The following is a 22,858-nucleotide window of genomic DNA, read 5'->3' as shown; positions in this document are numbered from 1 at the left end:
TAGTTAAGAATTAAATATGCAAGACGTCATACGATTATTACCTGAGTCATTAGCCAATCAAATTGCAGCTGGAGAAGTGGTACAACGCCCCGCTTCAGTGGTGAAAGAATTGGTGGAGAATGCCATCGATGCTGGTAGTAAATCTATCGTGCTAAAAGTAAAGGATGCCGGTAAAACATTGATTCAAGTAATTGATAATGGATGCGGTATGTCTGAAACTGATGTGCGAATGAGTTTTGAACGTCATGCTACTTCTAAAATAGGTTCTTCTGAAGACCTCTTTAATATCAATACATTTGGTTTTAGAGGTGAGGCTTTGGCTTCCATTGCAGCGGTAGCTCAAGTGGCTGTCAAAACTAGAAAGGAAGAAGATGAATTGGGTGTTTTATTAGAAATTGAAGGTTCTGAGGTGAAAAAGCAAGAACCAATCAGTACTCCTAAAGGCACTGCTTTTTCAGTAAAAAACCTTTTCTTCAATGTTCCTGCAAGAAGAAAATTCTTAAAATCAAACCCTGTTGAATTAAAACATATCATTGATGAATTCCAGAGAGTGGCATTAGCTCACCCTGAAATCTCAATGACCATGATTTCTGAAGATAAAGAAATCTATAATCTTAGAGCTGGAAATATCGCCAAGCGTATTGTTTCCATGTTCGGTAAATCTTATCAGGAACAACTTTACCCTTGTCAAGAGGATTTAGGAGTAATCAAAGTAAAAGGTTATATCGGGAAGCCTGAAAACGCAAAGAAAACACGTGGTGAACAGTTTTTCTTTGTCAATGGAAGATATATCAAGCATTCTGCGTTAAACCACGCTATCATGACGGCTTATGATACTATACTTCCTGACAATCATTTTCCATTCTATCTTTTATTTATTGAGCTTGATCCTGCCAATGTAGATGTCAATGTTCATCCTACAAAAACGGAAGTTAAATTTGCTGACGAAAGAACAACCTATGCAATTGTTAGTGCCGCTGTAAAACAAGCATTGGCAAGTTATGGGGTTGCACCTTCTATTGATTTCGGTATTGATGTCAATTTTGCAAAAGATGAGGATAAAGGACCAATTGTGACCTCTACTCCTCCAAGTATAGATAGTATTGAAATTTCTTCTAACCTTCCAGACCTGCCTCCTCCATCTGAAAGTAATTCAACTTCTTTCTCAGAGAATGTTGGCAGCACTTCAACTCCGTTGGATGATTTTGTAGTCAATGTACCTTTTGATCAAGGGAATGATGGAGAAGACTTCGTGAAAGTTTCTTCACGTTTGAATTCTTGGAGCAACAAAGAATCTGGCGAAATGCCTGACTTTACTCCATGGAATCCAGATGAAGAACAACTTTCTTCTAATAACTTCTCTACTTCTGAAACGCCTGACGAACCAATTACCTACAGTTCAAGAGCTAACGATATTGATCAGTCTGTAGAAAAGCTTTCTGATAATGAAGGTTTTCCTTCTGACAATGTCATTCCTACGCAATTGCATCAGAAATTTATCATGTATCAGGTAAAGTCTGGCGTGATGCTGATGAATCAAGAAGCGGCACATGAACGTATTTTATATGAGAAATTCCTTTTACAGATTGAAAACTCTTCAGGTGTTTCTCAACAATTACTTTTTCCTAAAAAAGTAGCCCTCAACCCTTCAGATTTTGTATTATTTACAGAGTTTTCTCCTGAAATCACTGCCTTAGGTTTTGGTTTCTCAATGGAAGAAAATAATGAAATTCTAATCAAAGGTATTCCTGCAATTATCCAAGGTGGTGATGAGCAAGAAATCCTTGAGGAACTATTAGAACAAGTAAAACACAATCAAGAGTTGCGTCTTTCTGCCAATGAAAACATTGCGAGAGCATTAGCAAAAAGAGCTTGTATCAAAAGTGGTCAGGTATTAGAATTACAAGAGATGAAATCGATGATTGAACAACTTTTCTCTTGCGAATCACCCAACTATACTCCTGACGGTAAGAAGACAATTGTCCTTATGGATACTGCTCAAATTGAAGGTTTATTCAATATCCGCTAATCCAATAATTGATCAATTGCTTCTGCTAAATTCTTATCCTTTTCCGTTACTGTATTTCCCGCATCGTGTGTAGTGAGATGGATTTCCACTGTATTCCATACATTCGACCAATTGGGATGGTGTTGATGCTGTTCCGCTAAAAATGCTACCCTTGTCATAAAAGCAAAAGCTTCTGAAAAGTCTTTAAAAGTAAAAGTCTTCTGGAGTTTATTGTCTTTTTCTATCCAACTCATTTTCTTGTTTTATTATGTGTTCAAAAATTTTTTGGGGCGATTTCCCTAAAAAAGAGAACTCTTCTAGTTAGTATATTATAACTAAGCTAATGATAAGTTGTTTAAAGAACAATATATAGCAAATAGTTTAGCAATAGAACAAAAAAACCGACACCCTAAGGCATCGGTTTCTTTAAAAGCAAAGTGCTTAATCTATATTCTAGTGTTTGAAATGACGAACACCTGTCATTACCATAGCAACACCATTGTTGTTACAGAAATCAACGGAATCTTGATCTTTGATTGATCCACCTGGCTGGATTACAGCTTCAATTCCTTCTTTTTGTGCTATTTCTACACAATCAGGGAATGGGAAGAACGCATCTGATGCCATTACAGCTTCTGATAAATCAAATCCAAAGCTTTTCGCTTTTAAGATTGCTTGATTTAAAGCGTCCACTCTTGAAGTTTGACCCACACCACTTGCAAACAACTGACCATCTTTCGCTAAAACGATAGCATTAGATTTTGTGTGCTTACAGATTTTGTTAGCAAAAAGTAAAGCGGCAGTTTGAGCATCTGAAGGTGCTTTTTCAGTTACCGTTTTCAAATCCTCCCAAGTTTCAGTTTGAAGGTCTTTGTCTTGAGCCAATACACCATTCAATAATGATTTGTACTGAACCTTACCAACAGTTACTTCTTTTCTGTTAAGGATGATACGGTTTTTCTTTCCTTTTAATAATGCTAATGCATCTTCTGCAAAACCTGGAGCAATAACTACTTCACAGAATAATTTGTGAATTTCTTCAGCAGCTGCTAAATCAATTTCTTTATTACTGATCAATACACCACCGAATGCAGAAACAGGATCACAAGCTAATGCTTTTACATAAGCATCTTTGATATCGCTACCTAAAGCAACACCACAAGCATTTGTATGCTTCAAGATTGCAAAAGCGGCACCTTCCTCAGCAGGGAATTCGTCGATCAATGCTACAGCAGCGTCAACGTCTACCAAGTTATTGTATGAAAGTTCTTTACCATTTAACTGATCGAACATTTCTGATAACTCACCGTAGAAAGTTCCTTTTTGATGAGGGTTTTCACCGTAGCGAAGTGTCTTAGCAGAACGCTCAGATACTTTCAAGCTTGGGATTTCTTCTTCCTCTTCAGCTACCACACTATTGAAGTACTCAAAGATTTTTGAGTCATAGTGAGATGAGATGTCAAATGCTTTTGCAGCGAAACGTAAACGATCTTTTAGATCTGTTGCTCCGTTTTTCTCTGATAAGATTTGAGCTACTTCATCATACTGCTCTCTTGAAGATACAATTAAAGTATCTTTATAGTTCTTAGCAGCAGCACGGATCAAAGAAATACCACCGATATCTACTTTTTCTACGATTGCTTGATGCTCCGCTCCTGAAGCTACAGTCTCCTCAAATGGATACAAGTCTACGATTACCAAATCGATGTTTGGAATATCGTATTCTGCAATTTGAGCTTGATCTGTTTCGTTGTCTCCTCTATTAAGGATACCTCCAAAGATTTTAGGGTGCAAAGTTTTAACACGTCCTCCAAGGATAGAAGGGTACGAAGTTAAGTCTTCAACAGCCGTTACTTCGGCTCCTAGTTCTTCTATAAAACTCTGTGTGCCACCTGTTGAATAAATTGTGACACCATTTTCTTGTAACAGTTTTACAATTGGCGCTAGATTGTCTTTGTAAAAAACCGAAATGAGTGCTGACTCGACCTTTTTCATATTATATTATTGATAATCTTTGATTTGTGATTATAGCGCGAAATTAATCATTTCATGTTTAAAAAAAGACTGAAGAAATAAAAAAGACTAAAAATTATAGTATTCTATCTATAATTTTTAGTCTTTTTGATGAATTAATTATCAAGTTTAGATTAATTCACTTTCTTTTTCACCTACTGAAAAAGTTTTATGAAGTTCTATTATTTGTGGAATCAATAAAGTAGAGTCATCATTATTTAATCTATAATCCGCTAGATTAAATAACTCTTCTTCTTTTTTTTGTTTCTCAATGATATCTTCAATTTGCTTTGCTGACCTGTGATCCCTTGCTACTACCCTTTGAATTCTTTTTTCAATAGGTGCATCAACCACAATAACTTTGTCCATCTTTTTATAGTTACCATTACTAAACATCAATGCTGCTTCTTTTACAACATAGGGATGTTTTTTTAACTGAATTTCAACCCAGTTTTCATAGTGAGTAGCTACCCGAGGGTGAACAATTTCATTGATAGCTGTTAGCTTTTTTTGGTCATTAAAAATCTGATTCGCTAAATACGTACGATTTAGTTTACCATTTTCTAAGTACGCTTCTTCTCCAAAAACCTCTTTTATTTCATTTATAATTTCTGGGTCTTCGGTCATAAGCATCTTAGCACTGGCATCTGCATTATAGATAGGCGTTCCCAATACTTTGAAAACTCTACATATAAAACTTTTACCAGCACCAATACCGCCAGTAATTCCTACCTGCATGTTTAATTTAATTTCGTTTTTCGCACTCTAAGGTGCTTCGGTGAGAGTAAAATGTTCTCGTAATTGTCGTTGTCTAAAAACACCTTTGGTGTTACCGTAGAATCTGCCCAATTAATATCCTTGAAGTCAACAACCACAGGGATAGAATCAATACTATTGATTAGGTCTTCTCTGATGATATAGCTAATATAAACATCCTTTGGATCTAATAAAAATGTTGAATCTTCTAGTTGAGGAAAGTTTACTCTTAAAATACGTGTTTTTTCCGTTGAAGAGATAAAATAGTGTACATCAAATTGTACTTTCACCTCATCGTACTGCGAAACTACTAATCGTTTTTGGTTTTTAAAAGGTGTTTCTATCGGTATGTATTCATTTAAATCTTCTGCAATCGGTTCCACATCATCGGAACTTAACAGTAATACATCAGGGTACTTTGCAAGCTCTGTAGCTGGCCCTCTGAAAGTAACACTATCAGGGGTCACATTAATCTTTCCTACCCTCCTGTAACCATTTTGAAAATGAAAAGACGAAGAATCAATTTTTATTGCTAACCTTTTATTAGTCAAAGTGTCATAATCAAAGGATAATGTATCTTCTAAAATATAGTTGACTTTTAAACCTTTTAGTACCTGAGATAATTCCTTTAATAAAAACTTACCTGCCAAGTATTTTACAGAAACTGGATCCTCTAAGTTGATCGTCAACTTACTTTTCCCAACCCCTACCGATTTTGAAAGTAATGTCCAGCCATTTCCTGTTGCATTGACGCTCACATATTGTGGAGGTTCCTGCAAGGCGACTACATTGTCTTCTTTTACCTTTACATCAACGGGTATTTCAATGGTAGACGTATGATCATCATTTAATGAATGGAAAATCCAAAAAATAAATGCTGTCATAAAACATATCATCATAGCACTCCAATCCCAAGTTTTCATCTCTTGGAAAAAGGTACTATCTTCTATGAGTTCGTCCAGCTTTTTTTTTGACCACTCAATAAGTTTTTCAAAATCAGGGATGTGATATTTCTTATTATCAGGCATATTCTAATTTAAAACCTCTCAGAGCATGTTCCAAATTTGCTCTGGTAAACTAAGGAAAGCTAATTCTTATTTATTCAATACTGCAATGTACTGAAAAAGAAAAGCCGTTGCACAATTTAATTTGTACAACGGCTGAAAATTTATTTCAACTACTTCAGGAAAAGGTATTCCTTAAGCTTTCTTTTCTTTTTTAGGACCGAAAACAATGTTTGTATTTTCAGCAGAAATTGAAGATTTCTCAAAAGTTACTTTAACGCCTCTATCAATTTCTAACACAACTGAAGAAGAATTTACTTCATATACTTTTCCGTGCATTCCACTTACAGTCACTACCATCTGACCTTTCTTTACCGCATCAGAAAACTTTTGTTGTTCTTTTTGTTTCTTTTGCTGTGGTCTTATCATAAAGAAGTAGAATACAGCTACCATCCCCACGATAAAAATCAAGTTCATAATATTAGCTGACTGTCCTGCAGCTTGTAAAAGTATGTTCATTGTAAGCATAATGTAATTTTATTTATATGAGCCACAAAAATACAAACCTCTACTAGGTATATTTCCTAATAGAGGTTTTTTTTTGTGAATTATCAGAAAAAAGAAGGAATTACATTGAAGCTTTCTCTTCTTTAGGATTCACCTTAGCTCTGATTGTTACTACATCCATACCATCTTCTACATTGGCACTGATTGTAACTCTTTTCACTTGTGTTCCTTTTTTATGAGCACTGTTGAATGTCACTGTTAATTCAGCTGATTCACCTGGTGCTAATGGTTCTCTACTCCAGTTAGGTGCTGTACATCCACAAGTTGTTCTAACGTTTGTGATGGTCAAAGGCACTTCACCTTCATTTGTATAATTAAATACGTGTGTAACTTTATCGCCTTCTGTAATTTCACCAAAATCAAATTCTTTTTCTGTGAATTTAAATTGAGCTAATGGACCTGTTGGGGCGCTTGGTTGTTTTACTTCCTCAATTTTTGCTTGAGTTGCATCTGCAGTAGACGAAGATTCCGATTTCTTCTCTCCACATGCTACCATTAATAATGTTAAGGCTAGAACTGAAAGTGCTTTTATAAATTTCATTTTTCTAAAAAATTAGATTTTACCTAGTAACTGATTTTTTATTGTAGGAATAAAGTTAAGAATAAAATTAACATTACTTACTTCACCTAGAGACACAATTATAAAAAACTTTTTGATGAAAAAAGGCAAGGAATTCAAAATTCCTTGCCTTCAAACTAAAATATATTAAAATTATTCATTGTCATCCTCTAAAACAGGCTCGGCGATACTCTCTTTAATCGCATCAACTTCTCCCATTAATTCTTCAGCACGCTTGATTGCATCATCAATCACTTTTTGACCTTCAGATTTTGCAGCTGTAACGGCAATGTTTCTTTCTTCCATTAAGTCTTCTACAAGATCTTCTAAATCTTCACGATACTTATCTAATTTATACGAAAGACGTTCTCTAGTATTTCTTCCTTTATCTGGAGCGAATAAAACGCCTAATAAAGCACCTGCTGCAGCACCGGCAACAAAGCCTAAAAATGAATTTCCACCGTTTTTTGCCATCTTAAAAGTAATATTGTTTAATTATTTGTTATCTAGTAAGCCTTTTCCACTCTTCTTAATCTTCCCTTCGCTTTGAAGCTCTTCAGAGATTGAATCTAACATACCGTTGATAAACTGCCAACTTTTTGGCGTACTATATTGCTTAGAGATCTCAATAAACTCATTTATGGTCACTTTTACAGGAATATTTCTGAAGTTTAACATTTCTGCCAATGCCATGTTGATCAAGATTCCATCTACTTTAGCAATTCTATCAACAGCCCATTTTTTGGATTTATTCTCGATAATTCCTTTGAAACTTTCCTCTTGATTTAAGGTATAAGTGTAAAGATCTTCGAAGAATTCCTTATCCTCGTCCCAGTTTTTAGAGATTGATAAGATTTCAGTCTCTTCTCCTTCACTTAAGTTTTTCACTGTCTTCAACACCATACTTCTTAGTATTTTTTTGTTTTCAGACCAGTTCAAATCCTCCGCTTCAAATGTAGATTCAATTACCTCATTTTTAAAGATGAAGTCTCTAACAATTAAACGTAATATTTCCTGCTGTGTTTCAAATGAATTTGATTCTTTTAAAAGATCTTCAATTTTAGAAATAATCTCTTCATCCTTCTTAAGAATTCTCAACCACTCCAACACTCTTTCATCATCCTCAATTCTTCTTAATTTCTTTTCAGAAAGGATTTCGTTCAAAGCAGCATCTTCTCTTAATAGTTTAAATGCATCATTGTTGTAGAACCAATCCACAAACTTCTGATCCATTTCCATATTTCTTGCACCTCTTTCTGCTTTACGTTCTAATTCTTTTTTAGAAAGCACAGAGATATCAATGATATAAGATAACAGCTTCAAGTATTTTGTAAATAATTGCTCTGTCTCAATGACCATTCTTTTTCTGAACTCCAATTGATCATTGGATACTAAATCTTCATAGTGACCTCTAGCATTAGAAGCTACTTTCAAAAGCTTAGCATCTAGGTTTTCTGTTGAAGCCTCAGCGTCTTCATCCACATAGTTATTGAAGTACTCAATTACTTTTGCTTGCTCTTCATCAATTCTAGCTTTTTCTTCTTGGCCTAACTCCAAAAATTCTTCTCTGAATTCCGCTTTGATTTTATCAATCGTTAATTCTTTGTTAGAAGCTTTACTTTGCTTAAATGCATAAACGCTTTGCATCACTTTGATGCGTAATAACCTTCTGTTGAGCATGGATTTATATTTTTTCCTAAAACCTAAAGAACATTTACTATTAGTTGACGATAACATTCTATTGAAAGTTCATATCAATCAACTTTATTAAGAGAGTATGTTATATAAATTGTGTGGAAAAGGGAATGATATAGATGGGATTCTCTTTCAAACAGCAAACAAACATACTCTAAGATACTATCTAATTATGGTATTTCATACATGATAATCAGATATTTAAGTATACTTAAAGATGAGATGTTTGTTTTACAAGTTTTTGATTTTGCTTGATGAACAAAGCGTAACTTCCCCTTTAATGGTACTTGGAATGCAATAAAAAAAGGCTAGTCTTTTACGACTAGCCCTACTTGGTAGCGGGGACCAGACTCGAACTGATGACCTTCGGGTTATGAGCCCGACGAGCTACCAACTGCTCCACCCCGCACTGTTTTTCTTAAATGCTTGGCAAAAGTAGAGGTTTATTTTTTACCAACCAAATAAACTTTCAATGTTTAAAGTTAACATACTATAATGCAGACTAGTAAAATTAAAAATAAATATATTTCACTACATTTTAACTGCAATAGTGAGTATAGAAATTGATTTCGCACCATTTTCCAGCAAAGTATTTCCCAATGACTCCAAGGTGGCCCCTGTTGTTAAGACATCATCTACTATCAGAATATTTTTGTCAATAATTGATTCTTGAGTTGGAATCGCAAAGACTTCTTCCATACTTTTCAATCGCTGCTCTCTTGTTTTCTTCGTCTGAGATGTAGTATACTTAACTCTCCTCACCGCACTAGTGTCATACTTTATCTTCGTTACATTAGCAATAGAATTACATAAAACATCAACTTGATTATACCCTCTTTCTTTATACCGTTTTGAATGTAACGGCACTGGTATCATCACATCAAGGTCTTCAAAGAAAGGTTGCTTATCATGATCCAAATAAAAGTCTGTGATCCATTTTCCAATATTCTGATTTCCTTTATACTTTAAATTATGAATTAAACTCTGAACTGCCGATGTATTCTCAAATACAAAAAATGAAGCCGCTTTCTTTAAAGGCATTCGGAAGTGAAGTTTATTAGTGATATAGTTTTCATCCGAAATTCCCCAACTGAATGGGTAACTAATAATGGTAAACTGACATTTGAAACAGAGTATCTCTTCACCCTCTTTTAAAAGCGAATCACAATGAACACATGTCTTTGGAAAAAGACCATAGAAAATTAAATCAAAAAGTTTAGTAATATTATGCATTGAAAAAATAATTAGTTTGAATATGTCGCTCTAAGTAGACAGAAAAGGTAACTTAATCATAAGATTACTCTATTTTTGAGATAGTCATACAACTGTATAGATTGTATTTATAAATGGAGTAAATAGTTTATTGCTCTTCATTTCTGTTAGAATACTAATGTAGTGAAATATTCAATGAGAAAAATAGAATAAAGTTGGAAAACGAAGATTTAGAAAATATTAAAATTGAGTGGTCTCGATTAATCAGTGTTTTAACTGAAGTATTTGAAAAACAACCTAATGACCTCAATAGTATTTTATTTATGATTGGAGTTCAGGAACTAGGAAAGGGCCCTATTCCATTTTCTAAGGAAGAAAAACAGGACCTTATACATATTGCTACTTGTAAAGTGTTAAGCTATTCTGGATACTATGAATTAGAAGGACTTGATAAAGAAGGTTGGCCACATTGGAAACTCCTTAAAAAGATCCCTTCTATGGATCTATTGGCTCAGGAACAACTCATGAGATGGCATATCTTAGAGTATTTTAAAAATGAAACGGACCTATTAGATTAGATAAATGAAACTCATATCTTATAATGTAAATGGCATTCGAGCGGCTTTAAAAAAAGAGCTCGACCAATGGATAGCCAGTGTAAATCCTGATATAATCTGCCTTCAGGAAGTAAAAGCAAATCCAGAACAAGTTGATCTTACAATTTTTGAAGGTTTAGGATACAAACATGTATACTGGCATTCGGCCGAAAAGAAAGGATATAGTGGAGTCGCTATTTTATCAAAAATCCCTGCAAAGTCTACTAAAATAGGCATGGGAATTGATATATACGACAATGAAGGAAGAACGATACTGTGTGAGTTCGATAATTTCACTTTAATCAATACATATTTTCCCTCTGGAACATCGGGAGACGAGAGACAAAATTTTAAGTACAGCTTTTTAGATGATTATTATAATTATATAGAAAGTTTAAAAGCAGATTATAAAAACTTAATTGTATGTGGTGATTTCAATATTTGTCACAAAGCAATTGACATTCATAACCCTGAAAGAAATAAAAACACATCTGGCTTTCAACCTGCAGAAAGAGCATGGGTTACGAAGTTCATTGAAGAAGGAGGTTTTGTAGATGCTTTCAGAAAATTTGACCCTAGTCCTGGTAAATACAGTTGGTGGACCTATAGAGCAGGAGCTCGAGGAAAGAACTTAGGTTGGCGCATTGATTACTTTATGGTACAGAATGAATTTGCTCATCAATTAACAAACGCTGTATTGCATAATGACGCTTTCCATTCTGATCACTGCCCTGTAGAAATTGATTTTTGAAATAAATTTCATAAATAATTGGTCTTTTGTAGGCAAATGATCAATTTTTTGAATATTTTTAGTCTTGTGCATATTAGATGTATCTCTTTCAAAATAAATGATTAATCCTAGTTATACACTTTGTGTAACTGTAACAAATAGAAAATTTCATTGCAGATGAAAAAGCTAATAGCTATTACATTCTCTTTATTGACTTTATTGACCTTCACAGGTTGCACCCCTGGCGATTCTGAAAACAATTCGGAAGAAAATACTTTAACCCCTGCAAAAGGAAATAAGTATTACGGAGGAGTCTTTAGAGTGAATGAATCTGAGTATATCAAAAACTTATACCCTCTTAGTATAATTGATATTTACTCTTACAGAATTGCATCTCAGATTTACGAAGGGTTATTTAAGTTTGATCAGCAAACACTCCAAGTAACTCCTAGTCTTGTAGAAAGCTATGCAAAATCAGATGATCAATTAGTTTATACTTTTAAGCTGAAAGACAATGTCTACTTTCATGATGACAAATGTTTTGAAGATGGAAAAGGTAAGAAACTGACAGCTCAAGATATTTTCTATAGTTTTAATCTTATCTGTACTTATAATAAGAATAATCAGTATGCTCACTTATTTACAGACATTGTTGTAGGTGCAGCTGAATATTATGATGCTACTAAGGAGGATTTATCATTTATCAGAACTCCAAAAGGCTTAGAGGGTGTTTCTGGTTTTAAAGTAATTGACGAACATACTTTTGAAGTTACTTTGATCAAACCAAACTCAATGTTCTTATACAACCTTGCTAGACCAGGTGCTTTTATCTTCCCTAAGGAAGCTAGAGAGTTTTATGGAGATGATATGCGTACAAAATGTGTAGGTACAGGTCCTTTCCAAATTGCATCTGTAGATGAAGATATTAGCATTATTCTTTCTAAGAATGAAAACTACCATGGGACTGATCAGTATGGTAACAAGCTTCCATTCTTAAAAGCAATTGTGGTTTCATTTATTAAGGATAAAAAGATCGAATTCTTAGAGTTCAAGAAAGGCGAGTTAGATATGATGTACAGAATTCCAACGGAAGACATCATTGACATCTTAACTGAATCTGATGAAAGCTCTGAAAATTATAAATACCGTTTACAAAGAGTTCCAGAAATGTCAACACAATTCTTGGCTCTGAATAACCAAAGTAAAATTTTCAGCGATGTAAATGTTAGAAAGGCATTTAACTTTGCGATTGACAGACAACGTATTCTAGAATACATCCTAAATGGTGAAGGATACATGGAAGGATACAATGGTATTACTCCTCCAGTTTTCAAAAACTATGACATTGGTGAAATCAGAGGTTATTCAATGAACATTGACTCTGCGAAGTATTATTTAGCAAAAGCAGGTTATCCTAATGGTAAAGGTTTCCCAAAAATTACATTGGACCTCAATACAGAAGGAGAACAATACAGTAATGTTGCTTTAGAAGTGAAAAAGCAATTAAAGGATCAACTGAATATCAATATTGAATTGAAGTTCTCTCCATTTGCTCAAATCGCCGAAAAAAGTATTATGGGTAGATATGATTTCTTGCGTTTAGCATGGATTGCGGACTATCCAAGTCCAGAAAATTACTTATGGGCTTACTACTCTAAAACATTGCCTGATAATCCTAATGAAAAATCATGGCCTAACTTAATTCGTTACAAAAATCCTAAGTTTGATGTTGAATATGAGAAGGCATTAGCTGCGAATACACAAGAAGAGGCTTTGAAGCATTTCATGAAAGCAGAGCAAATTCTAATGGCTGATGCACCTTTCATTGTACTGTGGTATGACGAAGGATATAGACTAATTCAGCGTTCGGTACAAGATTTTCCTAATAATGCGATGTAATATCGTGATTTCAGTGCCGTTTATTTTGACAAAACTAATTAATATTAATTATATTACTATAGATTAATAATAAGACTGATTTTACAATAAAATCAGTCTTGTTTTTTCAAGAAGTAAAGGGTTCTACCCATTTTATTTAATCATTAATTTATAGCCCATGTTCGAAAGTAAAATCAAAGCCTATAAACAAAAGCTGTATAGAAATGCGATTCTAAAAGGAGCAATTCTAACCTTTGCCGCTGTTCTAGGTTTACTTTTACTTTTTAGTATTTTAGAGTACCTCAATAATTTTGGTACGACAACAAGAACAATTCTTTTTGGGTTGTATATCTCTACTTTTGTTTATACCCTCTTTATTTGGGTATTAAAGCCTGTTGCGAAACTGAATGGTATCAGTAACCAAATTTCGGATGAAAGGGCTGCTGAAGAGATTGGGAAGTACTTTCCTGAAATCTCCGATAAATTACTCAATACCATTCAACTTCAATCAGAAGCAAAGAAGAATAGTCTCATTCAAGCCACTCTTGAACAAAGAGATAAGCAATTCTCTCCTATCAATTTTACATTAGCAATTTCCTACAAAGAGAATTTAAGATATTGGTATCAATATTTATTACCAGCTCTTTGTATTTTATTAGGGATATTACTGATCAAACCTCAGGTTCTTACTGAAAGTACACCTAAGATTGTTCAATTTGATAAAGAATTTCTTCCTGTAGCACCTTTCTCTTTTGAATTAATCTCTTCTGACTTAGATGTATTCAAGGGTGATGACTTCAAGTTAAAAGTAGAATTAAAAGGTGAAGCTATTCCTAATGATGTTTATATAGAAACAGATAAAGGCTCTCTTATCAAGTTAGAAGCCTCTACTCCAGGTTTCTCATTTAATCATACTTTCAAAAAGCTACAACACCCTATCAGATTTCGATTTAAAGCTGCTGGATACTACTCTAAGGAGTTTAAAATGAACATGCTAACAAGACCTAGTCTTTCAAAATTTAGTGTTCAGATTGAGTATCCTCGATATACCAACAAGAATAATGAAACAATAGCCAATACAGGAAACCTATTAGTTCCTGAAGGTTCAAAAATAACATGGCTGTTTGATACAAAAACAGCCGACTCTATTCGTCTTTACTTTAAAGAATTAGTTATAAATCAAAATGCTGAAAATATTGATGATAATGTTTTCCGCTTTGAATACACTTCAAGTAACTCAACAGAATACAGTGTTACCCTTTCTAATATTTATGGTACTAATAAAGATAGTATCTCCTATTATCTTAATGTCATAAAAGATCAATACCCAAGTATTAGTATGCGTCAATATCAAGATACAGTGATGTACGACTATTTGGTATTTGGTGGAAACATTGGTGATGATTATGGTATCACTAGATTGAGAACGAGGTATAGAATAAAAAGAAAAGACGATAAGAAAGCTCCTAATACTTTTGAGAAAATTGATATTCCTTTTAATAGAAGAGCTATTGATCAAAGTTTCTACTATCAATTACAAACGGATCAGTTCAACTTAAAAGAAGGTGATAAATTAGAATACTTTGTAGAGGTATATGATAATGATGGCGTTAATGGAAATAAAAGAAGTAAAACTCCACTTTATACTTTCCAGTTGCCAACTTCAGAAGAAATTGAAAAAGATCTAGAACAGACAAAAGAGGAGACGAAAGATCAACTAGAAGAAACACTTGCAAAAGCAGATCAGTTAGATCGGGATTTAAAGAAGCTAGAAGAAAAATTAAAAGGTAAAAGACAACTTACTTGGCAGGATAAAAAAGATATCCAAAAGCTGATTGAACAGAGAAAAGCACTTGAAAAGGAAATTGAAAACCTTCAATCACAAAGCCAGGAACTAAAAGACAAACAGAATAAATTTTCTGATCAAGATAAAAGTACAGCTGAAAAATCTGAACAGCTTCAGAAAATTATCAACGATATCAATGATGAAGAGACGAAAAAACTCTATGAGGAATTGAGTAAACTTATGGAACAAAATCATATCAACCAATCTCTTCAAGAAAATTTAAAAAATATAGAAAAGCAGCAAAAGAACCTTAAGCAGGAATTGGAGCGAACGATTAAGCTTTTCAAAAAACTTCAAATGCAGCAAAAAGCAAATGAAGTTTCAAAGAAATTAGAAGACCTATCACAAGAACAACAGAAGTTAGCCAAGGAAACAAAAGATTTAGAAAATAAAGAAAGTGAAGCTTCTTCTGAAGAGCAGAAGAAAGAAAATGCAGAGGAGAAAAAAGAACTTGTTAAAAAACAGGAAGACCTCAATAAAAAGTTTGACAAAATCAAACAAGAAATGGATCAACTTCGTAAGATGGATAAAGAAGAACGAACGAATCAAGACTTCGAACAATTTACCCCTAATGAAAGATCTATTTCCAAAGAACAACAAAATGCTTCTGAACAATTAAAACAAAATCAGAAAAAGCAAGCCCATCAATCGCAGAAAAAAGCAGCCAACAAAATGCAACAAATGGCGAAGCAAATGCAACAAAGTATGCAGTCTGCAGAGATGGAACAAATCAGTGAAGACCATGATGCTTTAAGGCAGATCATGGAAAATTTGATTAAACTTTCCTTTGATCAGGAAAATCTAATGGAATCCTTTAAGGAGGTTAGAAGAATTGATCCTAAATTTGTGGAATTATCACAAACTCAGCTTAAATTGAGAGATGATTCTAAATACATAGAAGATAGCTTGGTTGCGTTATCAAAACGAGTATTCCAAATTGAATCATTTGTTACTAGAGAAGTAACAGATATGAATAAATATATGGATGAAAGTTTAAATGCCATTAAAAGAAGAGTTCCAGAAGTGGCCGCAAGTAAGCAACAATTTTCTATGACCTCAATTAACAATCTAGCTTTGTTATTGAGCGATATTTTAGATAATATGCAACAGCAAATGAGTCAGAGTATGGCAGGGCAACAGATGAACCAAAAACAATCGTCGTCCTCTCCTAGTCCGAGTCAGATGCAACAGCAATTAAATCAACAGATGGAAAACTTGAAGAAAAGTGGAAAGTCTGGTAAAGAATTATCAAAAGAACTTGCTAAACTTGCAGCTCAACAGGAAATGATCAGAAATGCTTTGAAACAAAGTATGGGTAAAGGTCAGGAACAAATGCAAGGAAAGGATAAAGATGGCAAAGACGGAGAAGGTACAGGAGAAGGGGATGCTTATAAAAAAATCCTTAAGCAAATGGAACAAACAGAAGATGACTTGGTCAACAAGCGTCTTACTGATAAGCTAGTAAAAAGACAGAAAGAAATTTTAACTAGAATGCTTGAGTCTGAAAAGGCGAAGAAAGAGAAAGGTAAAGATGAAGAAAGGAAAGGTGAAACTGCCAAACAACAAAAACAGATTCCACCACCAGATAGTTTTGATGAGTACTTGAAACAAAAAGAAACTCAAATTGAATTACTGAGAACAATTCCTACTTCTTTAAATACCTACTATAAGCAGGAAGTGAACAAATACTTTGAAAAGATAAAAGATTGAAATGCCGAGTAGCACAATGAATAAGCCGTTCAAATTAAAGATACCTTCGTTAATTGAAAACGTTCGTATCGCAGAGAGTTTTATCGACCAAGCTCGTGACGAGTTTAATTTTAATGACGACATCTATGGTAACATCATGATTGCCGTAACGGAGTCGGTCAACAATGCTATCATTCATGGTAACAGAAATGAGAAAGAAAAAAATGTACATTTAGAATTAGATGTATCTGATAAGGAAATCTCATTTACTGTTGAGGATGAAGGAAAAGGTTTTGACTATGATAGTCTTCCTGACCCTACTGCCCCTGAAAATTTAGATAAGCCTGGTGGTAGAGGTATTTTCTTGATAAAACATTTAGCTGACGAAATAGAATTTTCTAACGAGGGGAAAGCAATTACGCTAAGATTTTATATTTAATGGAGAACATTACTTTTTTCAATGAAGACATTGATTTTACAGTTCAGAACGCTGATGAAGTAAAACAATGGATTCATGAAGTAATTACAAAGTTTAACTTTGAGTTGATTGAAGTCAACTACATTTTATGTTCTGATGAATATCTTCATAAAGTAAATGTTGAGTATCTAGATCATGATACATATACCGACATAATTACTTTTGATAATTCAGAATATGAGAATGAAATTGAATCAGACATTTTTGTAAGTATTGACAGAATCAAAGAAAATGCTTTGACAATTGGTACTTCAGAAACGGATGAATTACATAGAGTCTTAATTCATGGAATTCTTCATCTTTTAGGTTTTAAAGATAAATCTGAGGAAGAAGCCGAAAAAATGAGAGCTTTAGAAGATGAACAATTAGGCATTAGAAATGAAAAACTGAAATCTTAGTTTTTTCTTTTATCAAAATATTTAATGTTCCACGTGAAACACTTTTGATCATTAGTATCAATTTGTTCCACGTGGAACTTTTTGTTTTATGAATTAGATATAATAATAAATGAAGTTAGGTATAGTAGTTATTAGTGATTCGACTTTATAAGTTTTAAGTGATTTTATCAGATAAGGATGAGAACTTTGATAAAAGAAATAAGACAAAACAGATAGTACTATGGCTGAAGTTATGGTAAAGTGATATGCCCTCACCAAACTTTAAGTGTTACTAACGGTACAAAACTTCAGTCTTGATGAGATTAGGCTATTACTGAATAGTTTCAACAATGGTGTACGAAATATCTATTTTCGTCTGTCCTAGTACTTAAGTACTTTTCCATTTAGAGAATAGGTTTTCTATCTGTCCGATTCTAATGTTGAAATTACTCTTTCATTAAAGAGTGATATTACCATAAAAATGAGTGCGTCAATATCTTTTCATACTAACTGATTACCTATTAAAATTGAAGCAGAGAGGAGGCTTTTCTATCAAAAAAATAAATTGACAATAAAGAATTATTAATAAATGTATTCCTAAAGAATAAATACATCACTTCATTTATTATCTTTGCACTGCTTTGTTAGTTACTACCTATCTGTTAATCAAAGTTTAACTAATAAACATTTCAATTACTGTTTCAGTTTAATACAAATAGATACGAAATAGTATAACAACAACTACTATTATTCAATGGTAGTTTCCACAAAAAGAAAAACATGTTCCACGTGGAACTTTAAAATAAGGAGAAAGAATGTATCCATCTTATGACGTTATTGTAATTGGCGGAGGACATGCTGGATGTGAGGCTGCACACGCTGCTGCAAACCTTGGATCTAAAGTATTACTGATTACAATGAATATGCAAACCATCGCTCAAATGAGCTGTAACCCAGCGATGGGTGGTGTTGCTAAAGGACAAATAGTAAGAGAGATTGATGCTCTTGGAGGTATGTCAGGTATTATCACAGACAAGTCTATGATTCAGTTCAGAATGTTGAACAGATCAAAGGGACCTGCGATGTGGAGTCCAAGAGCTCAAAGTGACAGAATGGTATTTGCTCAAGAGTGGAGAGATGCTTTAGAAGCAAATCACAATGTTGATATATGGCAGGAAATGGCTACTGAAATAGTAATGGAAGGTGACAAAATCACTGGAGTAAAAACTAGTTTGGGAGTTGTTTTCAATACAAAATCTGTAGTACTAACCAATGGTACTTTCTTAAATGGTTTGATCCACATTGGTGAAAAGCAATTTGGAGGAGGACGTAGTGGCGAACATGCTGCGAAAGGTTTGACAGAACAATTAGTACAATTAGGTTTTGAAGCGGGAAGAATGAAGACAGGAACTCCTCCAAGAGTTGACGGTCGTTCATTGAACTGGGAGAAAATGCAAGAGCAAGCAGGTGATGAAAATCCTGAGAAGTTCTCTTTCTCTGACAGTACTTCTACACTGACAAAACAACGTAGCTGCTTCATCACATATACAAGTAATGAAGTACATGATATCTTGAAAACTGGCTTTGATAGATCACCAATGTTCAATGGTAGAATTCAAGGTTTAGGTCCAAGATACTGTCCTTCTATTGAAGATAAAATCAACCGTTTTGCAGAGAGAGATCGTCATCAGATCTTTGTAGAACCGGAAGGATGGAACACATGTGAGATGTATATCAATGGTTTTTCAACATCACTTCCTGAGGATGTACAGTACAAAGCACTCCGTAAAATTGAAGGTTTTGAAAATGCAAAGATGTTCAGACCAGGATACGCGATAGAATATGACTTCTTCCCTCCTACTCAATTGAAGGCGACATTGGAAACGAAGCTTGTAGAAAACCTTTATTTTGCTGGTCAGATTAATGGTACTACAGGTTATGAAGAAGCAGCTTCTCAAGGTTTGATGGCAGGTATAAATGCTCATAACAAGATCAATGAAAGAGAGCCTTTCGTTCTAAAAAGATCGGAAGCTTATATTGGTGTTCTTATTGATGACTTGATCAACAAAGGAACGGAAGAACCTTATAGAATGTTTACGTCTCGTGCAGAGTACAGAATCTTATTGAGACAAGACAATGCTGACTTAAGATTAACTCACTTAGGTCATCAATTAGGTCTAGCTTCTGATGAACGTTTTGAAGCGGTTCAGAAGAAAAAAGAGCAGATTGAAAAAGCTACAGAAGTCTTAAAAGAGACAAGTGTGAAGGTGAGCAATGCCAATCCTCATCTTGAAGAAAGAGGTTTACAAACGATGAATCATGGTTTGAAGGCTGATAAATTCTTGAAGAAGACGAAGGTAGATATGGCACTAACACTAGAAAGTGCACCTACTTTAAAAGAAGCTTTTGAAGGTTTCGGAGAGAAGGCTTTAGAAGAAGTAGAGATTCTTTTGAAGTATGAAACCTACATTGAGAAGGAAGAAAAGATCGCAGAAAAGTTGACAACTTTAGAGAATTATAAAATTCCTGAAGGTTTTGACTATAGACAAATCAATGCGTTATCAGCTGAATCAAGAGAGAAACTAACAAGAGTTGCTCCACTTACATTAGGACAAGCATCAAGAATTTCAGGTGTTACACCTGCAGATGTTACCATCTTAATGGTGTATTTGGATAAGCAAAAAGCTTAGTTATTTCGAGATCAAAAAAAATAATATATTTTTAGATAAAAGGCATATTTCTTTATGGAGATATGCCTTATTTTGTAAGTGCATTTTTTGTAACGAAGAATAGAGTTACAATTCTGCTTTTACTGAAAAATATGTCTTAGAAAGTCTATCATAATGAACTTAACCTTAAGAATAATAATTTCTGTATATATACTTTTTACAGTGTATGCTTGTGCTGTCATCTCCTCTCCTACTGGAGGTCCTAAAGATGAAATTCCTCCAAGGTTTGGTGCCAGTACTCCATTCAACGGACAAACAAATGTGGATACCACAAAACTAAAGATTACACTTTATTTTGATGAATATGTACAGGAAGAAAAGTTAAGACAGAACTTAATTATAACCCCATACAAACCCACTTTTCAATACAAATCTAGGTTTGCCAGAAACAAAGTTATCATCAACGTTTTAGATACTCTTGAACAAGACATGACTTATTTCTTTGACTTTGGAAATTCGATAGTTGATGTTACAGAGAAAAACCCGGCAAAAAATGTTCGTTTTTCATTTAGTACAGGAGATTATTTAGACTCTCTAGAAGTTACAGGGCAAGTCAGAGATTTATTGACAGACGAACCTATTGAAGGTGCAATTATCGCTTTGTACGATCCTTATGATTCTCTTGATGTCAACACAGATCCACCTGTTTATTTTTCAAGAACAGTTAAAGATGGCCTTTTCATTTTAGAAAGATTTAAACCAGGTTACTATAAAGTTTATTGTATTGATGATACCAATGGTGATTACAAATACACCTTGAGAGAAGAACGTATTGGTTTCTTTAGTGATTCAATTTTACTAGATAGAAATATTGATGATGTACAATTATTCGTGAGAGACTACGACTTAGTAGATTTTAAATTTAATAATGTCAAAGTTGATAATAAAGAAGATCTCTTAGTTAAGTTCAATAAATTCGCCGTTGAATATGATATAGATTTCCCTGAAAAAAATTCTTACACTGACAGTATTTTTCATCAAGATCAGAAAGGAGAAATTAAACTAATCTATATTGGTGAAAGAGATATGGAAGATTCATTAAGAATGACAGGATATGCCATTGACTCTATTGAGCAACGAATCGAATTTGATACAATGATTATGTTCCCTAGTAGATCTGAAATAAAAGCAGAAGAGCGAAAAGAAAAAAATAAAAAGAACGGTGGTTTAATTGGTGGAGCTTTAAAATCAATCGGTGATGCTGTAGGTGTTACAGAAGAAGAAGAAGAGGAAATTGTTAGAATTAAATTCGATAAAAAAATTCCTGAAGATAATGACCTTATTCCTGAAGACAGTGTAGAGATCGTTTTAGAATTTCCATTACCAATGAAAGAATGGAATCTTGATAGTATGTATTATGTATATAGTGAAGACACTACAAGATTAGATAGTATTTTAGTTGATAAAAACTTAGAATTTAATTTTAATCACACTGAAGTTAGTTTTCCTAAATTTTATGCAGACTCTGCCTTTAGTTTAATTTTTACAGATAATGCTTTCGTATCTGTAAAAGCAGATTCTACACAGGCAAAAACACTAAACTTTACGATTAAAGAATTAGATAAATATGGAATTGTAGAAGGTCAAGTGGTAGGAAGTCATGAAAGTTTCTTTGTACAATTAGTAACATCAAAAGGAGAAGTGATCCAAGAAGTACAAAATGAAAGACTTTTCTCTTTTGAATATGTGAAGCCAGGAACTTATGGTATCAGAGTTTTAATTGATGAAAATAATGATGGAATTTGGTTCCCAGGAGATTTTGAAAATAGAATTCCTCCAGAACCGACAGCTTTCTTCCCGAAAGAGATTAAAGTTGAAGCCAACTGGGAAATCAGAAGAGAAGATACAATCATCAATACAGATAAAAAATAAAATAGAAATTCAGCAGAAAGAAAGTGAGCAGAAATGTTCACTTTTTTTTTGAGCAAAAATTTAATGAAAGCAATTCCATATTTAAGTACAAAATCAAAATTATCTAATACTAATTCTATTTATTATTTTTCGATTACTTCCTTTAAAAAACTTTCAATAGAACCACTCACTATTAATACGTTTTTTAGCGTTGTACTCACAAAAAACAAATTAGAATTAACTATAATTTATTTTTGACTTTGTACATACTCTCAATTATTTACTCTTAGAATCAACTCCCTCTTTCCTATCATTTGTCCTCTATACGATATGTTGATAAAAATAAAACGATCAGATATGGAGGATAGTGATCAAAGTTTTTTGAATACTCTAGTTCATTAGAAATAAAAATGGTTTTTGAAAATGTATAACGATAACTAGCGAAGACACTATTGTTTTAGTTTAACTATACTTCCATATATCCTTGACGAAAAGTTATCCCCATTTATGTAGTAGCGTAGAAAATAAATTAAAAGCTGCATGATAAAGTAGACTTTATAATTAGATTATAAACTATAGTTGTGAACAATAAATTGATTCTACATAAAATGAAACTCAAAATCATCAAAAAATAAACAAAGTATCATATAAGTGTGAATAACATTTTATTGTTTATTATTCTTATCAATACATTTAATAATGGAAGGTATCACGATCATAGAATTAGCCTTCACATAGTCAAAAACAGCGATTATTAGCTAAGTCAATATAAATCAGTAGAATAAGAAATAGAACTATAATATAATCTTAATTCTTATTTACTAACATTAAATATTGATTTTTGTGAACAACTAATGAAGTTATCAACAG

At 33.4% G+C, this 22,858-nt stretch carries 18 protein-coding genes and 1 tRNA gene; 9 read left to right on the top strand and 10 right to left on the bottom strand.

Annotation, left to right across the window (positions count from 1 at the left end):
* Window positions 1-16 precede the first annotated feature (16 nt).
* Window positions 17-2,029 (top strand): DNA mismatch repair endonuclease MutL, encoded by a 2,013-nt coding sequence (gene mutL / locus PL77_RS13705; RefSeq protein ID WP_044206208.1) that lies wholly within the window; start codon window positions 17-19, stop codon window positions 2,027-2,029.
* Here mutL and PL77_RS13700 read toward each other — a convergent pair.
* The 10 genes from PL77_RS13700 to PL77_RS13655 form a co-directional block, all read right to left on the bottom strand.
* On the bottom strand, window positions 2,026-2,262 hold the full coding sequence (locus tag PL77_RS13700; RefSeq protein WP_044206204.1) for a 4a-hydroxytetrahydrobiopterin dehydratase: 237 nt from the start codon (window positions 2,260-2,262) through the stop codon (window positions 2,026-2,028). The two genes, mutL and PL77_RS13700, sit on opposite strands and share 4 nt — an antisense overlap.
* A 199-nt stretch (window positions 2,263-2,461) precedes the next feature.
* Window positions 2,462-4,003, bottom strand: coding sequence for a bifunctional phosphoribosylaminoimidazolecarboxamide formyltransferase/IMP cyclohydrolase (purH, locus tag PL77_RS13695; protein ID WP_044206201.1), 1,542 nt, complete (start codon window positions 4,001-4,003; stop codon window positions 2,462-2,464).
* Between the two features lie 147 nt (window positions 4,004-4,150).
* Window positions 4,151-4,759 (bottom strand): dephospho-CoA kinase, encoded by a 609-nt coding sequence (gene coaE, locus PL77_RS13690; protein ID WP_044206198.1) that lies wholly within the window; start codon window positions 4,757-4,759, stop codon window positions 4,151-4,153.
* A 2-nt stretch (window positions 4,760-4,761) separates the two neighbouring features.
* Complete coding sequence (locus tag PL77_RS13685; protein ID WP_044206196.1) at window positions 4,762-5,805, bottom strand: hypothetical protein; 1,044 nt, start codon at window positions 5,803-5,805, stop codon at window positions 4,762-4,764.
* A gap of 171 nt (window positions 5,806-5,976) precedes the next feature.
* Window positions 5,977-6,300, bottom strand: a complete 324-nt coding sequence (gene yajC, locus PL77_RS13680; protein ID WP_044206262.1) for a preprotein translocase subunit YajC — start codon at window positions 6,298-6,300, stop codon at window positions 5,977-5,979.
* A gap of 109 nt (window positions 6,301-6,409) precedes the next feature.
* Complete coding sequence (locus PL77_RS13675) at window positions 6,410-6,889, bottom strand: DUF1573 domain-containing protein (RefSeq protein WP_044206193.1); 480 nt, start codon at window positions 6,887-6,889, stop codon at window positions 6,410-6,412.
* Between the two features lie 171 nt (window positions 6,890-7,060).
* Complete coding sequence (locus tag PL77_RS13670) at window positions 7,061-7,381, bottom strand: YtxH domain-containing protein (RefSeq protein ID WP_044206191.1); 321 nt, start codon at window positions 7,379-7,381, stop codon at window positions 7,061-7,063.
* Between the two features lie 21 nt (window positions 7,382-7,402).
* Window positions 7,403-8,587, bottom strand: a complete 1,185-nt coding sequence (gene nusB, locus PL77_RS13665) for a transcription antitermination factor NusB (RefSeq protein WP_044206188.1) — start codon at window positions 8,585-8,587, stop codon at window positions 7,403-7,405.
* Window positions 8,588-8,935: 348 nt separating this feature from the next.
* Window positions 8,936-9,011, bottom strand: a tRNA-Met gene (locus tag PL77_RS13660).
* A gap of 122 nt (window positions 9,012-9,133) precedes the next feature.
* Complete coding sequence (locus PL77_RS13655; protein WP_044206185.1) at window positions 9,134-9,835, bottom strand: ComF family protein; 702 nt, start codon at window positions 9,833-9,835, stop codon at window positions 9,134-9,136.
* A gap of 194 nt (window positions 9,836-10,029) precedes the next feature.
* Between PL77_RS13655 and PL77_RS13650 the strand changes: the two genes are divergently transcribed.
* The 8 genes from PL77_RS13650 (at window position 10,030) to PL77_RS13615 (ending at window position 22,009) form a co-directional block, all read left to right on the top strand.
* Entirely contained in the window at window positions 10,030-10,392 is a 363-nt protein-coding gene (locus PL77_RS13650) for a hypothetical protein (RefSeq protein ID WP_044206183.1), read from the top strand.
* A gap of 4 nt (window positions 10,393-10,396) precedes the next feature.
* Window positions 10,397-11,161 carry an exodeoxyribonuclease III gene (locus PL77_RS13645; RefSeq protein ID WP_044206180.1) on the top strand — a complete coding sequence of 255 codons (765 nt, stop codon included), beginning with the start codon at window positions 10,397-10,399 and terminating at the stop codon, window positions 11,159-11,161.
* A 156-nt stretch (window positions 11,162-11,317) separates the two neighbouring features.
* Complete coding sequence (locus PL77_RS13640) at window positions 11,318-13,039, top strand: ABC transporter substrate-binding protein (protein WP_044206177.1); 1,722 nt, start codon at window positions 11,318-11,320, stop codon at window positions 13,037-13,039.
* 157 nt (window positions 13,040-13,196) lie between these two features.
* A complete protein-coding gene (locus PL77_RS13635) occupies window positions 13,197-16,574 on the top strand; it encodes a DUF4175 family protein (protein WP_044206175.1) in 3,378 nt (1,125 codons plus the stop codon).
* Between the two features lies 1 nt (window position 16,575).
* A complete protein-coding gene (locus tag PL77_RS13630) occupies window positions 16,576-16,992 on the top strand; it encodes an ATP-binding protein (protein WP_253273987.1) in 417 nt (138 codons plus the stop codon).
* A complete protein-coding gene (gene ybeY / locus PL77_RS13625; protein ID WP_044206172.1) occupies window positions 16,992-17,429 on the top strand; it encodes an rRNA maturation RNase YbeY in 438 nt (145 codons plus the stop codon). The genes PL77_RS13630 and ybeY overlap by 1 nt, the downstream gene beginning before the upstream one ends.
* 794 nt (window positions 17,430-18,223) lie before the next feature.
* The gene (gene mnmG / locus PL77_RS13620) at window positions 18,224-20,098 is read left to right on the top strand and encodes a tRNA uridine-5-carboxymethylaminomethyl(34) synthesis enzyme MnmG (RefSeq protein ID WP_044206169.1); all 1,875 of its coding nucleotides are present in this window, start codon (window positions 18,224-18,226) and stop codon (window positions 20,096-20,098) included.
* A gap of 153 nt (window positions 20,099-20,251) precedes the next feature.
* Window positions 20,252-22,009 (top strand): Ig-like domain-containing protein, encoded by a 1,758-nt coding sequence (locus tag PL77_RS13615; protein WP_044206166.1) that lies wholly within the window; start codon window positions 20,252-20,254, stop codon window positions 22,007-22,009.
* Window positions 22,010-22,858: the final 849 nt, after the last annotated feature.

The organism is Flammeovirga sp. OC4, from assembly GCF_000812565.1.
In the GTDB taxonomy this organism is placed as follows: domain Bacteria; phylum Bacteroidota; class Bacteroidia; order Cytophagales; family Flammeovirgaceae; genus Flammeovirga.
This window is presented reverse-complemented; position numbering and strand designations above follow the sequence as displayed.